The following is a 17,471-nucleotide window of genomic DNA, read 5'->3' as shown; positions in this document are numbered from 1 at the left end:
GCGGGGGGCCTATTCTTGGTAATCTTGGGTTAACCTCAGAAGAAGAGGATGCCATCGTAGCGTATATGAAAACGTTTAGCGATACTGAGATTCCTGCAAAGCCGAAGCCCTTCACGCCAGCTCGTAACAAATAACTTAGCTGAGCGTAGAATAATAGGAAAGTAGGGTAACAAATAGGGGATAGACCATGGTTTGACTGGCTGAAAGCTTACTGCGAGCTGTTCCGTTATGAATTGAATCAGGGCTGGTAAAAGAATCTGACGGACATGAAGGGCACAACTCGCTCAGCAATGAACTCTTTAAGCTGCAGATATCGCCAGACACCGGGACATCGGGAAGCGCTTAGCAAATCTGGACGACCGTACAAGACTATAAAACCAGAATGCAGCAATCTATTTCTCCCATAACTAAAACCGCGGCCTATCCCTGATAAACCCTTAGGTCATATTATAAAGACCTCGCTGTTGCTCATAGTGGTCAGCAAATTCAACATAGATTTGTTGAAGCGGAGTTCTCACAATTTCTCCTTGGAAATAATGCGGGGTTTGTTTGCTGACTAACCGATTGTCTCAGACAAGTTGCTTCATCGTTTATTTAAATGGGATTCTACTAGCTGCAAATCCTCAGCCTTATCAACATCAATCCCCGCTTCTACAAAGGGAAGCTTAATCGCCTGTATGCTTACTCCCGTTTTGGCCGAAACGCTTTTCAGCGCTTGCGTCATTGTTAAAAAACCAAACAAATAACTCAATACGGCTCGCCAGCCAAGCACCCGGCCAATCAGCCGCCAGGGTCGCTTGCGTTGCTCTTCCGCCCTGCGCCAAAATGAAATGAGTTCCCTGCCTTGCTGATTGAAGGTATACAGGTTACAGCCACAAAAATTCCCATCTCGTAAGCGGATAGCCGTTTTCTTGCGCCCTGGAAAAGCGGCTTTGATGAGTTCATGATCGGTCATGCCCACCGTCACATCACAATCCGCCGCACTCGATGCGTCCAGAAAATACTGCACGATTTCTAGTGTGAGGAGCGCATGATCAGCTGTGGTAAGCAACACGCGAGTATGCTCATCCACTTGCGCCAGCGCTTTGTCCGCACTACGGCTAGGTGAACTCTCATTGGCGACCCAGACGATTTGTCCGCTTTCAATACGCCTGACCAGCTCTGGACACTGCGGCAGTAATACTTTGGGTGGACCGCATAGGATGATCGATTGAATCATGTGAGTCGCAGCCAATGCATCCAGCACTCGGATAATCATCGGCGTGCCGCCAATAGGAGCAAACGCTTTACAGGCAACGCCTGCTTTGCTGGCAACGGCATCGTTGGCGGTGCGATCTGCTGCGAGCACTACAGCAGCATAGGATGTGTCTTGAGTCACGTTCTATCCCCTCTATTCTTTGTAATAAAATGTTTTTTTCATAAGGAGCTACCCCCTTGTCTGAGGTACGGTATATGCTTGTAGTCATTCTATTTCCAAATCAAAAATGACGCGAAGGCGAGCCGCAAACAATATAAATAATACGGCAAGGTGAAGCCGACAAAATCAGTTTTTGATTGAGAAATGGAAGAATGTTAGCAACTATTCAAAACGGAGCATACATGAAACGACACCTTGAAGCATACTACCGGTATGATGTGGTGCGCATAAGCCCAGATTGCCAGAAAATTTTTGAGGCGGGGTGACAGTCCCTCTTCATGAAATTGCTGCTCATCTTCTCCCGTAGCGATCCATGGCGCAGTGCACTGGTGGTTGCGTCGCTCGTCTTAGCTGCGGCGGTGGAGGGTTTTGGGTTTTCCACCTTGCTTCCGCTGCTGAGCCTTGCGAGTAACCGACCAGCCAGCGAACATTCAGCGCTTGCTCAAATAATAGAGCCTGTGTTGTCGTCTGTAGGGCTCCATCCGTCCACACCTGTTTTATTGTTGGTAATATTGGTAGCATTGCTGATCAAATCCGCGCTGCTACTCGTTGCTAACCGCCAGGTCGGCTACACCGTAGCGCAAGTCGCCACTGATCTGCGACTGCGTTTGTTACGCGCCTTGCTGTGTACTCGTTGGGCCTATTTCACGAGTCAGCCTGTCGGAGTGCTCGCCAACGCATTCGCAGCAGAAGCCACCCGTGCCTCGCAAGCTTATTTAGCGGGCGTCACGATGATCTCTCAGTTAATTATCGTGATTGCCTATGCAGTCATCGCCGCAATGACTTCCTCGCCGGCAACAGGTGTGGCGATTCTGCTTGGCATCGTCACCGTTTCAATCCTCAGCCATCTCGTTCACATTACACGGGCTGCAGGTACGCTGCAAACAACGCTGCAAAAAGATGCCATTACCCGTCTCATTGACGTCTTTCGTGGTATCAAGCTTGTCAAGGTCATGGGACGCGAGCCGATCGTCGCGCCGATACTCGTGAATGAGACCGAGCAGCTTAACACCGCCTTACGCCGCCAGGTCATCACTAAAGAAGCGGTCGCAGCGCTCCAGGACATGGCGCTCATGTCCTACGTCGCCATCAGTGTGTATGTATGCATCGTTGTGCTTGGCCTCGACCTTTCATTAGTATTCATGCTCGCGCTGGTCTTTATTCGCATGCTGACGAGCCTCAACAAAGCACAGCGACAGTACCAGGATATGGCCGAGAAGGAAAGCGCATACTGGTCACTGCTCTCGACCGTCGAGGCAGCCGAGGCCGAGCGTGAAATGATCACTGGCGACACCCTGCCGCACCTCTCACGCGGCATTATGTTACGCGATGTAGTCTTCGCTCACGACACGCACAGGGTCCTCGATGGGGTATCTTTCGACATCCCGACTGGCAAATTCACTGTACTTGTTGGGCCATCCGGCGCCGGCAAAACCACCATTATCGATTTGCTTGCCCGTCTGGTGAGCCCACAGTCCGGTCACATCTATGTGGACGACGTGCCACTTAGCGAGCTCGATACAACCACATGGCGGCGCATGATCGGTTATGTTCCGCAGGAGACGGTGCTGTTTAATGAGAGTATCGCGCTAAACGTATCGCTCGGTGATCCAGCAATCGGTCGTGCAGACATCGAGGATGCGCTGCGACGCTGTGGTGCGTGGCTATTCATCCAACACTTGCCACAAGGCATTGACAGCAACGTCGGCGAGCTGGGTGGCAAACTCTCGGGCGGTGAACGCCAGCGCATTGCGATCGCGCGCGCCCTTGTGCGTCGTCCGCTGCTCCTCATCTTGGACGAGCCCACTTCGATGCTGGATACGACCAGCGAGGAAGCCATATGGCAGATGGTAGCAGGGCTGCGCAGCCAAGTTACGATCCTCGCTGTCTCGCATCAGCAAACGCCGCTTTCTCTGGCAGACCAAGCTTACCGGATCGAGTCCGGTCATGCGGTGCTGCTTGGTCCAGCGGAAACGCCACGTGCCGCGACTTGAGCCGCGAGCACACGCAGGTAGGCATCAACCCCAGCATCAATACGAAAATCCTCAGCCCGACGAAGGAGCTTGGCACGTGCGGGCGGTGCTGCAAGCAGCTTAAGAATGGCTGCAGCGAGTGCCCGGTCGTCGTGTACCGGCACCAAGGGGCCGATGATGCCGCCCTCCAGTATCTCATGCGGACCACTCGGACAGTCCGTCGACACGACTGGACAGCCGCACGCCAGCGCCTCGATTAACACACCCGGTAAGCCTTCCCATGCAGAAGACAACACAAGCACGGCTGCCTTCGACATCCAGGCCAATGGATTGTCCACATGACCTAGGAGCGCGACATCAGTATCGAGTCGGAGCTCATGCACGAACTTCTCGAGCTTGTGGCGTTGTCGCCCTTCGCCGAGAATCACCAAGTGCGCTGCACGGACTGCGCGCACCCGCGCAAAAGCACGAATCAGTGTTGGATAGTCTTTCTGCATGGTCAGACGACCCACAGCAATGATCAACGGAACAGAGCGGTCGGCGACCCAAACATGGTTGACAGGTTCCGCGGCACGGCGTGCAATGTAAGGACCGACCACGGGATTGTAGATCGTTGTGACGCGATTGTCGGGCAAACCGGTGAGGCGCTGCACCTCGCGCGCAACACCTTGGGAGACGGCAATAATATGATCTGCCCACGGATAAACAACACCGAGCGTCCAGCGCAGTAAGCGGTGGATCGCTTGCTCAAACGGTGGCCACCAGTGGATATTACCAGAAGGATAATTACTCGCACGCAGAACGAGGGGAATGTGCATCTTGGAGAAACGAAGTGCAAATATGGCAACCAAATTGACGTGGCTCGCACCTGAAAGCAACACGTCAGGATGCTCGTCTCGGAGATAGCATGCCAACGCCGGCATGGCACAGGCGGTAAACAGCCCACGCAGATTGATGTGTCGATTGAGTCTCTCGAATAGGTGGCGCCAGCCCTGCTTGAGCACAACGACTCGCACGCCGGGATATAGCGCGATGCCAGCGTTATCGTCAGCAATGACCACGAGATCGACAACATGCCCTCTTTCGGCGAAACCATTGGCGAGCGTAAGGGCGCGCTGTTGGGCACCGCCACCGCGCAGGCTATAGATAAATAGAGCGATCCGCATGTCAGTTCTCCTCTCTGAGCGCACAGACGCCGCGGAGCACCGCGAGGTAGCGTTCTATGGCAACGTCGAAGCTGAACTCTATCGCTCGTGCGATCGAATGCTCACGCTGTGATGGTGCCGATAATGCAGCCAATATTGCATCGGCTAGCGTTGCATCGTTTCCGACCGGGACCAGATAGCCGAATTTGCCGTCGGCGAGAATTTCGCGCGGACCGCTTGGGCAGTCCGTGCTCACCACCGTGCAGCCGCAGGCAAGTGCCTCAAGCAATACATTGCTGAAACCCTCCCAGGCAGATGCCAGCACGAAAACTGAAGCACGCGCCATCCACGCGAAGGGGTTCTCAACAAAGCCTGGCATATAGACGTCGTTTTCGATACCAAGCTCCCTGGTGAGACGCTCGATGCGCGCACGCTCTTCGCCCTCGCCCAGAATGACCAGATGCATCTTACGATTTGCCTGCACGCGCGCAAAGGCCCGAACGAGCGTGGGATAATCCTTCTGCAATTTGAGTTTGCCGACCGCGAGCACGACAGGGGGCGCATCGGTGCTCAGCCACGGATGGTCGACCGTTTCGCGCGACAGGCGGGCCACAAGCTCGAGGTCGAGCGGATTGTAAATCTGGAATATGCGCTGCTCGGAAATGCCGGTGACTGTCATAAGGTCTTCAGCGACGCCGCGTGAAATAGCGATGACTGCTTGTGCGCTGTTATAGGCGCGCGAAATCAGCCAGTGCAGTAGCTTTGCAATGAATGCACCCCATTTCGCCGTCGCCTTTGTGAGATTGAGATTGGCGGTAATCACGATGGGTATGCGGGTCTGCGACAACGCTCTTCCCCACAAAGCGGCTAGGTTGGCAGGAATCGAAGTGGACAGCAGAACGTGAGGACACTCCACGGCAAGATAACGTGCCAAGGCAAATAGACTACTCATCACCCACAGTCCTTTGAAGTTTCGGATGACTGGCAAATGAGCCGCGTAAGACTTGAGTACGAATAATCTCGCACCGGCTGGTACCGCGGCACGAAAGGGACCTTCGCCACGCACCACGACCACGTCGACCGCGCAGCCGCGCTCCACGAAACCTCGTGCAAGTAGCAGACTACGCCGTTGCGCACCGCCGCCGCTTAAACCGGACAAGAACACCGCGATGCGCGGTATATGCTGCTCGATTGGGTAGTCATGTCTCATGTCAGTAGGGCGTTGTATCGCATGCTAGTGCTTATTCCATTTCTAAATCAAAACTGACTTTGTCGGCTTCACCTTGCCGTATTTTATTGATACTGTCTGTGGTTCGCCTTCGCATCATTTTTGATTTGGAAATGGAATTACTCGGCGCTTGCATGGCGAGCGATGTGGCCAGAAAGCGCAAAGGCCAAAGTGATTGCCAGTCAATTCTTGAGAATCAAACTCCATAGTGCTCACGGTACCAGACCACAAAACGTGGCAAACCCTGCTCAATTGTTGTGGTAGAACGCCAGCCGAAATCATGTTGTAGCGACGCGGTGTCCGCGTAAGTCATCAGCACGTCACCCGGTTGCATCGGCAGCAGATTTAACCTCGGAATACGGCCCAGCGCTTGAGCCAACACCTCAATAAAATGCAGCAGTGGCTCAGGCTGATGGTTACCAATATTGTAGAGTGCATGGGGTACGCCCTCCACAGCAGGCGGAGGGCGATCCAGCACGGCCAGCACACCGCTAATAATGTCATCAATGTAGGTGAAATCACGCTGCAGCTGGCCGTGGTTGTAAACATCAATAGGCTCACCCGCTAAAATTGCACGGGTAAACTTAAAGGCTGCCATGTCAGGTCGACCCCAGGGGCCATAACCCGTGAAAATACGCAAACCCGTCGCGGCAATACCAAACTGGCGCGCGTAAACCTGCGCCATCAATTCGTTGGCGCGCTTGGAAACCGCATACAGGCTCACGGGTGTGTCCACTCGATCTTCGACCGCGAAAGGTACCTTGCTGTTGGCACCATACACACTGGAGCTGGAGGCATAGACGAGATGGGTGAACATCCCTGCGCGCTGCAGATGACGTGCTGCTTCCAGCACGTTGAGAAAACCACTCAGGTTGGCATCGATAAAAGCATGCGGCTGCGTAATGGAATAACGTACGCCCACTTGTGCGGCGAGGTGCACGATACGTGTGGGGTGCAGCCGCGCGAGTAAGGCAGAAAACATTTGTTGATGCGTAATATCCATGCGCTCAAACGTAAAAGCGGAATAAGTCTGTAACTGCGCCAGCCGTGCTTCTTTAAGCACAGGATCGTAGTAGTCATTGAGATTATCTACGCCTACTACCTGCTCACCACGCGCGAGCAGCGCCTGAGTCAGATGCATGCCAATAAATCCGGCCACACCTGTGACGAGGATGGGAGCATTTCTGGCGTTGCAGCTAGTTGCTGTGTCCACGTCCCACACCGAAATATTGCAGCCCATTAGCGCGCACGAAAGCAGGATTATAGAGGTTACGACCGTCAAACAGGGCTTTATGGGTGAGCGTTGCGGCAAGCCATTCAAAGTCAGGACTACGAAATTCTAGCCATTCGGTGACAACGGCGAGCACGTCAGCACCATCACACGCTTCACGTGCTGAAGCGGTATACGTTATTCCTTGGGTTGTTTTAAATATTTGACGAGCGTTGTCGATAGCGGCGGGATCATAGGCCCGTACGCTCGCGCCGAAGCGAGTGAGCAAATCGACCAGCGTAATACTGGGAGCTTCACGCATGTCGTCGGTATTGGCTTTGAAGGCCAAGCCCCACAGCGCAATGGTTTTACCCTGTATGTTTCCTCCAAAAAATACTTTGATCTTTTCAAATAAAATGCCACGCTGCCGTTCGTTAACTTGGATAGAGGAACGCAGCAACAGAGCCGACTCCCCGATGCTATCAGCGAGACGCACGAGTGCGCGCAAATCTTTGGGAAAGCACGAGCCGCCAAAACCCACTCCAGCATATAGAAAGTTTGGTCCAATACGTGGGTCCGCCCCTATGCCGTAGCGTACTTCTTCGATATCCACACCCAGCCGGTCTGCGATGTTGGCCATCTCATTCATGAAGGAAATACGTAACGCCAACATGGCATTAGCTGCATATTTAGTAAATTCGGCCGAGCGTACATCCATTATAAACAGCCGATCACGATTGCGGTTAAAAGGGAGATAAAGCGCACGCAATACATCGGTCGAATTCGCATCGTTTACGCCTACTATAATACGATCTGGCCGCATGAAATCGTCGACGGCGGCGCCTTCTTTAAGAAACTCAGGGTTTGAGGCGGTGCGCACCTGGACGTTAGCACCACACTGCTGGATTTCCTTTTGCAAGGCAGCCAGCACCTGATCATTGGTGCCTACGGGCACGGTGGATTTGATGACCACCAGCGTATCGCGCACAATTTTTTGGCCCAAGGCATGAGCACAGGACAATACGCCCGACAAATCGGCCGAGCCATCTTCGCTTGAAGGAGTTCCCACGGCAATGAAGATAAGTGATGCATGGGCGACTGCATCATGATAACTCGTTGAAAATTTCAGACGCCCCGCTGTGCTGTTACGAGCAACAATGACATCAAGTCCTGGCTCGCGTAGAGGAATTTCGCCGTGATTAAGACGCTCGATTTTTTTTGAATCGGTATCAATACATACTACATCGTTTCCCACATCGGCGAAACACGCGCTCGTAACCAGTCCAACATAACCAGCACCAATGACGGTAACTCTCATGCGTTTTCCTTTTTAAGAGTTCAATTCCGAAGTTGCCGATCGGTATGAAATCCGACCTCATTCCATTTCCAAATCAAAAATGACGCGAAGGCGAGCCGCAGACAGTATCAATAATACGGCAAGTTGAAGCCGACAATGTCAGTTTTGATTTGGAAATGGAATCAGCCATATGCCCAGCTCAGTATAAGGAAAATCTCAGTATAAGGAAAATATACGCAAAGCTGGAGGTATCGTCAAACGACCTGTTGATTAATCAGCCGAGCTTATTACTCCCCAAACATGATCGAAGCCACTTCATGACGGTGCACGGTGACTGTGATTTCTCCGTTTCGCCCAATCTCGAGAGGGCTGATTGTTTGCTCTGCCATATCGACTCGCTCAGATTTCTCGAATTTGCACCATGGCGTGAGGGTAATTTCAATCTCTTCGTCGCAAACATTATAGCCACGCACAAGCCAGCCGCGACCATCATCTGTCTCTTTCACTGCACTGACCAAAAAAGAAGGATGATCGACAGCCACAAAGGATCCTGTAGAAGGAAGCATGCCGCGGTGTAGGTCGGTCGAAACAACGCGTAAGGGTGCATCAAAACTCCATGCCTGCTGAAAATTGCCCTGATTCAAGATGATCGAATAATCAAAATTCCATTCACCCTGCATTTGCGCTTTCGGTGTTTCAAGAAAGGGACCCGCGTGCCCAGTACGGGTAGAAAAATCATCACGTGAGAGCCAACCGACGCAGCGCAGAAGGGTAATGGCAATTTCATGGCGTGAGGTTACCTCCACTTCCGGCAAGCCGCGGTTGGCGATGATCATGTCAGCAGCTGAAGTAAACGTGCGCTGGTGTGCTTCGGGACGCGGCTCTTCTATCCATGTGGCGTCATGAAAAGGAATGGCTGTTTTTCGTTTGACGATTTCAAAGTGAGCATCAAATTCGGCAAACTCAACTTTTGTCGAGAGGGGAAAATGCACCCGCAAGCGGTGGTCTTTGGCGTCATTATTTACTCGTGTGTGAATATCCACACGGGGGACGCCGTTGATCAGTGTGATAGTAGTGGTAATAGGAAGTTTTACCCTCTCACTTGACCGTGATTTTCTATCTGCATTTAAGCTGGCAGGAATATTCATCTCAAGCGAAACAGTGATCGCCTGCTGGACAGCACCGCGCACGATATTCACATTACACAAGGCGGGTAGTTCCGGTGTGCTGTCGATTAAGGGTGGGGAGAAATTATATTCGTCGCCACAGTCACCACTATCTACAAAACGATTCAAACCGCGATATTTCTTTCCTGTGGTCTTATCAGTAACCGTAAACGTTCGGTCACTTAATTCTAATTCAACCGCAAAAAGGGTATTTTCGATCAGATAAGGTGGACGGCGTTTTCGATTGGACAGGCGTGCTATGAGCTTCTGCACGAATGGTAAAGAAACCAGCAGCGCGAGCGAACGCATGGTGGGTGACACCTCGATTTCAGGCGAGTTATTTTCCTTTGCACAAAGATAGAAAGTCTTCCATCCCAAAGCAGGCACGTTATTGACCACGAAGGTAATATCAGTCGATTGTAGGGAACGAGCATGAATGTGGAAGACTTCTATGCTGGAATCATTGATGAATTCCCGAAGTGCCGTCACGCCCTCATTCCATACCTCTACTTTGGGAGGCCTATTCTCGGCAAAAATAGCCTTAATACGCATGATTGTACCATCGCGCTCGAAGTGAACCGCCTGCACGGCCAAGTTACTGATGCATCCTTCATGCACCAGCCCAAGCAGACTGCCAAGCTTTACACGCGACACACGAACATTGATCAAATCGGTTACCTTTCCACTGGCAGACTGATGCGGCACGCTATTGCCCATTTCATCAACGATCTCGAAATCAAAAATGTTGGGTGGCAAAACCATGCTCGCACTTACCACGTCGGTACGGGAAAAAGAAAGCGGATTAAAGGCAATGATGGCTGACAGCTTAGGGCCAAATGATGAGGACTCCTGCTCTGTTTTTATTACGGATGCCAGCACGTCGACACTTTGTTTTGTGATCTCTTCACCAATTTGTTCCACCTGGTCAAAGCGTGTTTTCATCTCCTCGTGCACCTGGTCAATGGAGCAGCCACAAATCGAATCGTGCGGGTGGCATTCCATCAGCAATCGCCATGCTTGACGAACAATAGGCGCCGGCTTGTTGGCTATCTTCATGAGTGAAGCGAACACACTAAATGGCTCGGCCCATTTCTCCAGTAAATTCTCACAGGTGTGATTGCGCTGCTTGATCCACATCCGTGTAGATAACACGCCCGGCAATAAATGCGAACGTTTACAGGAGCGCAATTCACCGGCAACAACAGGAAGTTGTAATTTCTGATCTGCGATTTCTGTCTCAATTTCTTTGAGATAGGCTGGTAAGGTCGAATGGAGGGCGCAGTATTCTTTAAGATGTTCATTCGCGGCTTGAATGGCTTTGCTTGTTCCGACGGGTGGTTCCATGTGATCCGTGCCATACATTACAAGTAAATGAGATAAACCAGAATGCGGCGCAAGTGAATCTGCGGCTTGTTTGATTTGTTCAGTGAATTGCGCGGGGTTATCCGCGTTAAGACCTGCACCATTGCTGTAAGAGTCGCGTAGATACATCATCAGCACACGAGAGCCATCCGGGGCTTGCCACCAAAACTCGGCAGGTTGATCATCCAATCCCCGCCAAACACAGGCATTGTCAATGCCAAATCCACGCAAAATCTGAGGCATTTGCCCGATATGACCAAAGGAATCAGGCATGTAACCGATCATCATTTTCTGACCAAACTTGCGCGCCTCCCGTTGACCTGCCAGCAAATTGCGAATATGCGCTTCGGAGCTAACGAGAAACATATCGGGCAGGATATGCCAGGGACCAATCAAAATACGCCCTTTTTGGATGTTGTCCTTTAGAATTGCTTCTGCTTCTGGCCGCATGAGCAGATAGTCATCCAACACGATTGTCTGACCATCCAGCATAAAGTGTTTATAATTGTGATCCTTAGCGAGCATATCGAGCAAGCCGTCCACAAGATGGACGAGCCTGAGACGGAACTGCTGAAAGGTGCGATACCATTCGCGGTCCCAGTGAGCATGGGAGATGACATGAATTGTTTTCATTACAACCTCCATTTTCTTCGGCCAAACTTTGCGCTTCTTCTATGATGGCGGGAGAAATGGTCATCGGCAAGCAATTTTTCAACGGACTTGACCAGATGCTCAATGCGATCGATTTCGACACAAATCAGATGATGAGCCTGCTAATTCCATTTCCAAATCAAAACTGACTTGTCGGCTTCACCTTGCCGTATTATTCTTATACTATCTGCGGCTCGCCTTCGCATCATTTTTGATTTGGAAATGGAATTAGCAAGTTGTTGGAAAACTATCTGCTTTGCCGCTGCGATGTTAAAAATAAGTCAACATGCTAATTTATCAGGCATAAATTCTGCTTCGCCTATTTTGGCCTATCATCGACTGCCTCGAATACGTATTTCAACAACCTGCTAGAAGATCCCTAACTATAGTGGTTTCGCAGAACTTATCCAGGACGTCTCTCTTGATTCTTATCAAATTAAAGTGTGCTTGAGTGCTCATATAGGCTAATATTTTGATATGGCAATCAGCTTAAGAAACGTCATCACAAGGAGTAATAATGAGAGATAGAAGACACCCGGACAAAATTATCGCATTTGTGCTAGCAGGAGGAGAAGGTAAGCGTTTAAACCCATTATCCGCAGAGCGTTGTAAACCTGCTGTTCCCTTTGGCGCACGATATCGGATTGTAGATTTTGTTTTAAGCAACCTGATCAATTCTGGAATAAATTCTGTATACCTATTAGTGCAGTATAAATCACAAGAACTCATTGAACACATTCGAAAAGCTTGGGTCATATCTCCCTTGCTGCCTAGCCAATTTGTTACAGTGGTGCCTCCAGAGATGCACAAGGAAACCCTGCAATTTAAAGGTACCGCGGACGCTGTTTATCAGGGCCTCAGGCTCATCGAATCACATCAACCCGATATTGTCGCTGTGTTTGGCGCTGATCACATCTATCGGATGGATATTAACCAAATGGTGTTGTTTCATCGAGAGCATCAGGCTGATGTTACTGTCGCAGCCTTACCGATCCCTATAGAACAGGCATCGAGCTTTGGTATTATTGGCACTGACGCAGATGGAAGAATTTGCGAATTTCAAGAAAAACCCTCAGCGCCCAAACCTATGCCCTCTGATCCCGGCCGAGCCTATGCTTCCATGGGAAACTATCTATTCAATACCGAGGTCTTGATAGAAGCATTACGCGAAGCCCACCGACTTGGCGAGACCGATTTCGGACGCCATGTGTTACCTCGCTTAATGGCCAGTCAGCGCTTATATGCTTATGACTTTTCCACTAATGAAATACCCGGCATCAAACCTTACGAGGAAGTAGGTTATTGGCGTGATGTGGGGACAATTGATGCCTATTTTGGTGCACATAGGGATGTAATGGGAGAGAATCCCCGTTTCGACGCATTTAATCCACAATGGCCTATCTTTTCTAGTAACTATCAAGGCCCGGTAGCAAGGATCCTGGGCGGTGAAATTGAGAATAGCTTGTTTGGTGCAGCCTGCGTCATCCACAAGAATACGCGTATTCATAATTGTATGGTGCGCCGTGAAACCGTAATAGAAGAAGGCGCCGAACTGGAGGATTGCATCATTATGGATTATGTCCGCATAGGACGTAATGCCCGCCTGCGGCACGTCATTATTGACCGTCATAACACCATCGAACCCAACACACAACTTGGCTATGATCGGGAAGCGGATAACGAGAAGTACGTCGTCTCACCCGGCGGAATCGTGGTGGTACCAATGGGCAAGATCAATTCCTTTGCGCGCGACTCACGTGGTCGGGGACCGGGCTATGCCGAATGACCCCATGCGTTCTTATGCAGATATAGAAGAAGGATGATTACCGATATAGTTGACAATATCTCCAACACTGCGAAAATTTTTGACTTCGTCACCGTCAAAAGAAACGCCAAATTCTTCTTCTGCATCAAATAGCAGCTGGACGGTATCCATGGAATCGAGTCCCAGCTCCTCAAATTGTGAAGCAGTGGTTATTTTGGAAACATCCACATTTTCAACCTTTGATGCGATAAACTGTATTACTTTCTCTTCAATACCTGTTTTATCCATATCTGAAATTACACCTTATTTTAAAGTGTTGTAAAGATAATGCTGACGTTGTTTCCGCCAAACCCAAATGCGTTACACATACCAGTTTGGACTTTCTGTTGGATTGCTTGATTCGGTGTATACCTAAGATCACACTCGGGATCAGTCTCAGCAAGATTAATAGTTGGGTGAATCGTACCGGTATGCAATGTCATCACGGTAGCAATGCTACCAATCGCAGCCGATGCACCAATAGTATGGCCAATCAGCGATTTGGTAGCGCTAATGGCAATCTCTTGCGCACGTTCTCCAAAAAGTTCTCTGATGGCTTTGGTCTCAACAATATCACCCAGGGGGGTAGATGTCGCATGAGCGTTGATGTAGTCCACCCTTGCTGGTGGTATGCCGGCATCCTGAATAGCGGCTTTCATAGCGGATACCTGCCCTTCCACTTCGGGTGCGACAATATGCGTTGCATCGCAAGTGCAGCCATAACCTGCTAAGTAAGCGTATATTTTGGCTCCACGCCTCACGGCTGCTTCTTCTTTCTCCAGGATGAGTATACCTGCACCTTCTCCCATAACAAATCCATCTCGGTCTTTGGCGAAAGGTCTGGAAGCCTGTTCCGGATCATTATTATAATGAGTAGATAAAGCAAACAAGGCTTCAAAACCTGACATGGTCAGCGGCAAGACACAAGCCTCCGTCCCCCCTGCAATAACAGCATCTGCTTTTCCTGTACGCAAAAGATCAAGCCCCATACCGATTGCGTTTCCGCCCGAAGAGCAAGCCGTACTCGAAGTCAGATTAACGCCTTTCAATCGGTATTTGGTAGCGATCCAGGCAGCTGCAGAATTTGCCATGATACGGGGCACAGTAAAAGGAGGTACGGATTTATTCTGCAGCTTGCGTGCAGCAGAGGATTCAAATGTTGCAAACCCACCCATCCCGGACCCCAAACTCACAGCCAGACGCTCTGGCGCATAACCATCAAGGCTACCGGCATCTTCCAACGCCAAACTAGCGGCCAATAACGCTAGTTGAGTAAATCGGTCAGTTTGTTCCACCTGCTTAGCTGACAAAAAAGAGGTAGGATCAAATCCGATGACTTCGCCTGCAATCTGGGAACGTTGTCTGGATGCATCAAAACTTTGAATGCGACGAATTCCACTCATGCCCTTAATGGCTGCATCCCAGAATTGATCAACACCAGTTCCAATCGGCGATACAACTCCCATCCCTGTCACTACGATACGCATAAAGACTAGACCTAGGTTTAAAAAGGTAAAAAAGAAGACCTATAGTAGGGGCACAAAAATGACTAGATTACCTACTTTAACGCTTATGATTTTATCCTGAGCCAATCTCGATTGCCAGCTTTTGACGGATTTAAGACACGTGCTAACTTTCAAGATGATACGCTTCTTTCAAATTTTGATGCAGCACCTTTACAAGATGCGCTCCTTTTACCCCGGGGGCAGGTGGCTATAGCCAGAAGGAACACTCATCTTTTTTCTAGGCTAGAGTATATAAAAACTCCAGTCTTGTGGGTAATGGATAATTCAAATTTACCCCTTTATGTGTTATGGTGATGAGTCGATCTAGCTGACCTGTTATTCCATTTCCAAATCAAAACTGACTTTGTCGGCTTCACCTTGCCGAATTATTTATACTGTCTGTGGCTCGCCTTCGCGTCATTTTTGATTTGGAAATGGAATTAGCTGCCATCACATTGAAGGAATTAAATTTACCCCTTTTCTTGATACACATAATAGTATCTGACCAGATTCAGCTTGCTATCCAGCTCAAAGCACAGTGGCTGGGCGGTTGCGATGGATAGTTTCATCACTTGCTTTTGCGACAGGTTGGCGAGTTGCATCATTAAGCTACGGAGCAGATTCTTGTGTGAGACGATCAGTACACGCTTTCCTTGTCGAATCTCTGGCAAAATCGTTTGTTGCCAGAAAGGCTTTGCACGCTCCGCTGTCTGCTTTAAACTTTCTGCCAAAGGCAGGAGTGATTTATCAATGCTTGCATAGCTGACTTGATTGCCTGGAAAACGTTTATCTCCCAGATCGAGGGAGGGCGGTGTGGCCGTAAAGCAAATCTGAGTACTCAATATCGGCCAGATACCAAATTGTCTGATCGCTTCCCAAGGCCGCAGCCCTTCCAATGCACCGTAATGGCGCTCATTTAATCGCCAGTCTCGTCGAATGGGTATTTCTTTTAAACCCATGATTGACAACACGATCTCGAGGGTATCGGTTGCACGCCTCAGCTCTGAAGTAAAGCAGATATCAAAAGTATAACCGGCTTCCTGAAGCAAATTCCCTGCTCGCCTGGCTTCCTCTTCTCCTGCTGGGCTCAGCGTCACGTCACTCCAGCCGGTAAAATGCCTGTCATGATTCCAGATACTTTTACCGTGTCGCAGCAGGACGAGCTTTGTTATTTCCTGTTTTTCACTCACAGGATTAGTTCCTTTATATTTTTTTTCTATCGAGAAGATGCAGCAGCTTCTTTCCAGATGCGTGTCAATGCATCCCATAACCCTTTGCGCACTGTCTGCAGATAAAGGGTATTGTCACTCAATCCATGCACAAGACGATCCTGTGCCTTGCTCAAATTGTGATAAGGCAGACTCATGAAGAGATGATGGGTCGCGTGATAACGCAGCCCTACCGGCGCCCACAGGCCTGTGAGGAAATTCCCCGGAATATTGATTGAATCAAGATACTGCTCGGCCAACCCCAAGGTATGACTGCCAGGATGACGATAAGCATGCGCAGCCAATGTGCGCAATGAATTGAGGATAAAAACCAACACGGCAATGACATACCACAGCACCAGCACCTGGTAAGGGAGGACATTGAGGACAGCACCGGTAACAACCGCCAGTGCAAACACAAAGGTGGCAAATTCCTGCAGGCGCCAATTATGATCATTGCGTACCGCATTGGCTGCTCGCTTGTAATTGGGGTTAATCGTCAGGGAAGAAGCCCGTTCCCAGACAAGCCTACGCAATGATGGTATCAAATAGGATAATGGTGTCAACAGTAAGAAACGTGCCACCAACAACAAAGGTAGAATAAATGACAGCAATACATAATGCACCATTTCACCAGGCCGTTGAATTGCGAAAGGGAGATATTCCCCATCCTTGCGGGTACCGTACACATCCCGTTTGTGATGATCGTTATGTACGCCATCATAAGTAAACGATGGAATCATCAATGGAATGCCACAAATCAGGTTCCATACTAAACGAAATACTTTAAACGTGCCTTTTTTGAGATGGGCCAGTTCATGAATAAAGATCGCCGACCGATAAAAGGCCAACACCGCCAAACCACAAGCGAGAATCTGCCACACGGAGAGAAATGAGCTATGCAGCGCCATTATAAACGCAGCCCAGCCGAGCGTGATATGTAACAGAAAATCCAGCCAGTAAATCCATGGATTGGGCGTCATCAAATCCCGCACAAGTGCATGTGCTTCGCGCAATGGAAAATCAGGCAGTGTATTTCTATCAGACATATGATCTTCTTTATTCCCAACAAGCAGTAATGTGTTCCAGGATGAGTTGATTAGTGACGCTATCGGTGGGATTGATTTGGCTGAAATTAGGGGCGCCTGGCCAGCCTGCATCCATAAATTCTTGCCCGGTAAATTGCTGTGAATGTGCATAACGTGGGACCACATGGAAATGAACATCAGGATCCACCATCATCAGCATCAAGTAGTTCAATTTGTCGTAATTGAACGCTTTTTTCAGAGCAGGCTCAATTTGCCCGATCACTTGGTGTAATTCCATAAAGCTCGCTGGGCTCAATTCAGAAAATGCCTGGGCTGGTTCATGGGCAATGAGTACCAGCGCGCCTAGGGTAAGCTGGACAGGACGCAGCATCACGCTCCAATGGGTATACTGACGGATGACCGTAGCCGGCGCACCAAATTTTTGCATGGTGTCATTAAAAACAGTTATCGTCATAA

At 49.8% G+C, this 17,471-nt stretch carries 14 protein-coding genes; 3 read left to right on the top strand and 11 right to left on the bottom strand.

The window, feature by feature from the left end:
• Positions 1-583: 583 nt before the first annotated feature.
• Positions 584-1,378: a nucleotidyltransferase family protein gene (locus BM122_RS14630; RefSeq protein ID WP_074906318.1), complete on the bottom strand. Its 795-nt coding sequence runs from the start codon at positions 1,376-1,378 to the stop codon at positions 584-586.
• A gap of 317 nt (positions 1,379-1,695) precedes the next feature.
• On the opposite strand from BM122_RS14630, the gene BM122_RS14625 reads away from it, so the two are divergent.
• Positions 1,696-3,411 (top strand): ABC transporter ATP-binding protein, encoded by a 1,716-nt coding sequence (locus tag BM122_RS14625; protein WP_074906316.1) that lies wholly within the window; start codon positions 1,696-1,698, stop codon positions 3,409-3,411.
• Here BM122_RS14625 and BM122_RS26160 read toward each other — a convergent pair.
• The 5 genes from BM122_RS26160 to BM122_RS14600 form a co-directional block, all read right to left on the bottom strand.
• The gene (locus BM122_RS26160; RefSeq protein WP_074906315.1) at positions 3,363-4,556 is read right to left on the bottom strand and encodes a glycosyltransferase; all 1,194 of its coding nucleotides are present in this window, start codon (positions 4,554-4,556) and stop codon (positions 3,363-3,365) included. The two genes, BM122_RS14625 and BM122_RS26160, sit on opposite strands and share 49 nt — an antisense overlap.
• Before the next feature lies 1 nt (position 4,557).
• Positions 4,558-5,745, bottom strand: a complete 1,188-nt coding sequence (locus BM122_RS14615) for a glycosyltransferase (protein WP_074906313.1) — start codon at positions 5,743-5,745, stop codon at positions 4,558-4,560.
• 214 nt (positions 5,746-5,959) lie between these two features.
• Positions 5,960-6,976 (bottom strand): NAD-dependent epimerase/dehydratase family protein, encoded by a 1,017-nt coding sequence (locus tag BM122_RS14610; protein WP_256212084.1) that lies wholly within the window; start codon positions 6,974-6,976, stop codon positions 5,960-5,962.
• Entirely contained in the window at positions 6,960-8,291 is a 1,332-nt protein-coding gene (locus BM122_RS14605; RefSeq protein ID WP_074906310.1) for a UDP-glucose dehydrogenase family protein, read from the bottom strand. The genes BM122_RS14610 and BM122_RS14605 overlap by 17 nt, the downstream gene beginning before the upstream one ends.
• 266 nt (positions 8,292-8,557) lie before the next feature.
• Entirely contained in the window at positions 8,558-11,431 is a 2,874-nt protein-coding gene (locus tag BM122_RS14600) for an alpha-mannosidase (protein WP_074906309.1), read from the bottom strand.
• On the opposite strand from BM122_RS14600, the gene BM122_RS23425 reads away from it, so the two are divergent.
• Both BM122_RS23425 and BM122_RS14595 read left to right on the top strand, forming a co-directional pair.
• Positions 11,422-11,598, top strand: coding sequence for a hypothetical protein (locus BM122_RS23425; protein WP_177198149.1), 177 nt, complete (start codon positions 11,422-11,424; stop codon positions 11,596-11,598). The two genes, BM122_RS14600 and BM122_RS23425, sit on opposite strands and share 10 nt — an antisense overlap.
• A 368-nt stretch (positions 11,599-11,966) precedes the next feature.
• Positions 11,967-13,235: a glucose-1-phosphate adenylyltransferase gene (locus tag BM122_RS14595; RefSeq protein ID WP_074906307.1), complete on the top strand. Its 1,269-nt coding sequence runs from the start codon at positions 11,967-11,969 to the stop codon at positions 13,233-13,235.
• A gap of 12 nt (positions 13,236-13,247) precedes the next feature.
• On the opposite strand, the gene BM122_RS14590 is transcribed toward BM122_RS14595, so the two are convergent.
• The 5 genes from BM122_RS14590 to BM122_RS22525 all read right to left on the bottom strand — a co-directional run bounded on the left by BM122_RS14590 (position 13,248) and on the right by BM122_RS22525 (position 17,469).
• A complete protein-coding gene (locus BM122_RS14590) occupies positions 13,248-13,502 on the bottom strand; it encodes an acyl carrier protein (RefSeq protein ID WP_074906306.1) in 255 nt (84 codons plus the stop codon).
• Between the two features lie 20 nt (positions 13,503-13,522).
• On the bottom strand, positions 13,523-14,740 hold the full coding sequence (fabF, locus tag BM122_RS14585) for a beta-ketoacyl-ACP synthase II (protein ID WP_074906304.1): 1,218 nt from the start codon (positions 14,738-14,740) through the stop codon (positions 13,523-13,525).
• A 488-nt stretch (positions 14,741-15,228) separates the two neighbouring features.
• Entirely contained in the window at positions 15,229-15,948 is a 720-nt protein-coding gene (locus BM122_RS14580; protein ID WP_256212082.1) for a 2,3-bisphosphoglycerate-dependent phosphoglycerate mutase, read from the bottom strand.
• A gap of 26 nt (positions 15,949-15,974) precedes the next feature.
• Positions 15,975-17,015, bottom strand: a complete 1,041-nt coding sequence (locus BM122_RS14575) for a fatty acid desaturase family protein (RefSeq protein ID WP_074906303.1) — start codon at positions 17,013-17,015, stop codon at positions 15,975-15,977.
• Between the two features lie 10 nt (positions 17,016-17,025).
• On the bottom strand, positions 17,026-17,469 hold the full coding sequence (locus tag BM122_RS22525; RefSeq protein ID WP_074906302.1) for an HIT family protein: 444 nt from the start codon (positions 17,467-17,469) through the stop codon (positions 17,026-17,028).
• Between the last annotated feature and the right edge of the window lie 2 nt (positions 17,470-17,471).

It is taken from the genome of Nitrosomonas communis (genome assembly GCF_900114745.1).
Classification (GTDB): Bacteria; Pseudomonadota; Gammaproteobacteria; order Burkholderiales; family Nitrosomonadaceae; genus Nitrosomonas; species Nitrosomonas communis_A.
Note: the sequence above shows the minus strand (reverse complement) of the source record. Positions and strands in the feature narration are given on the sequence as shown.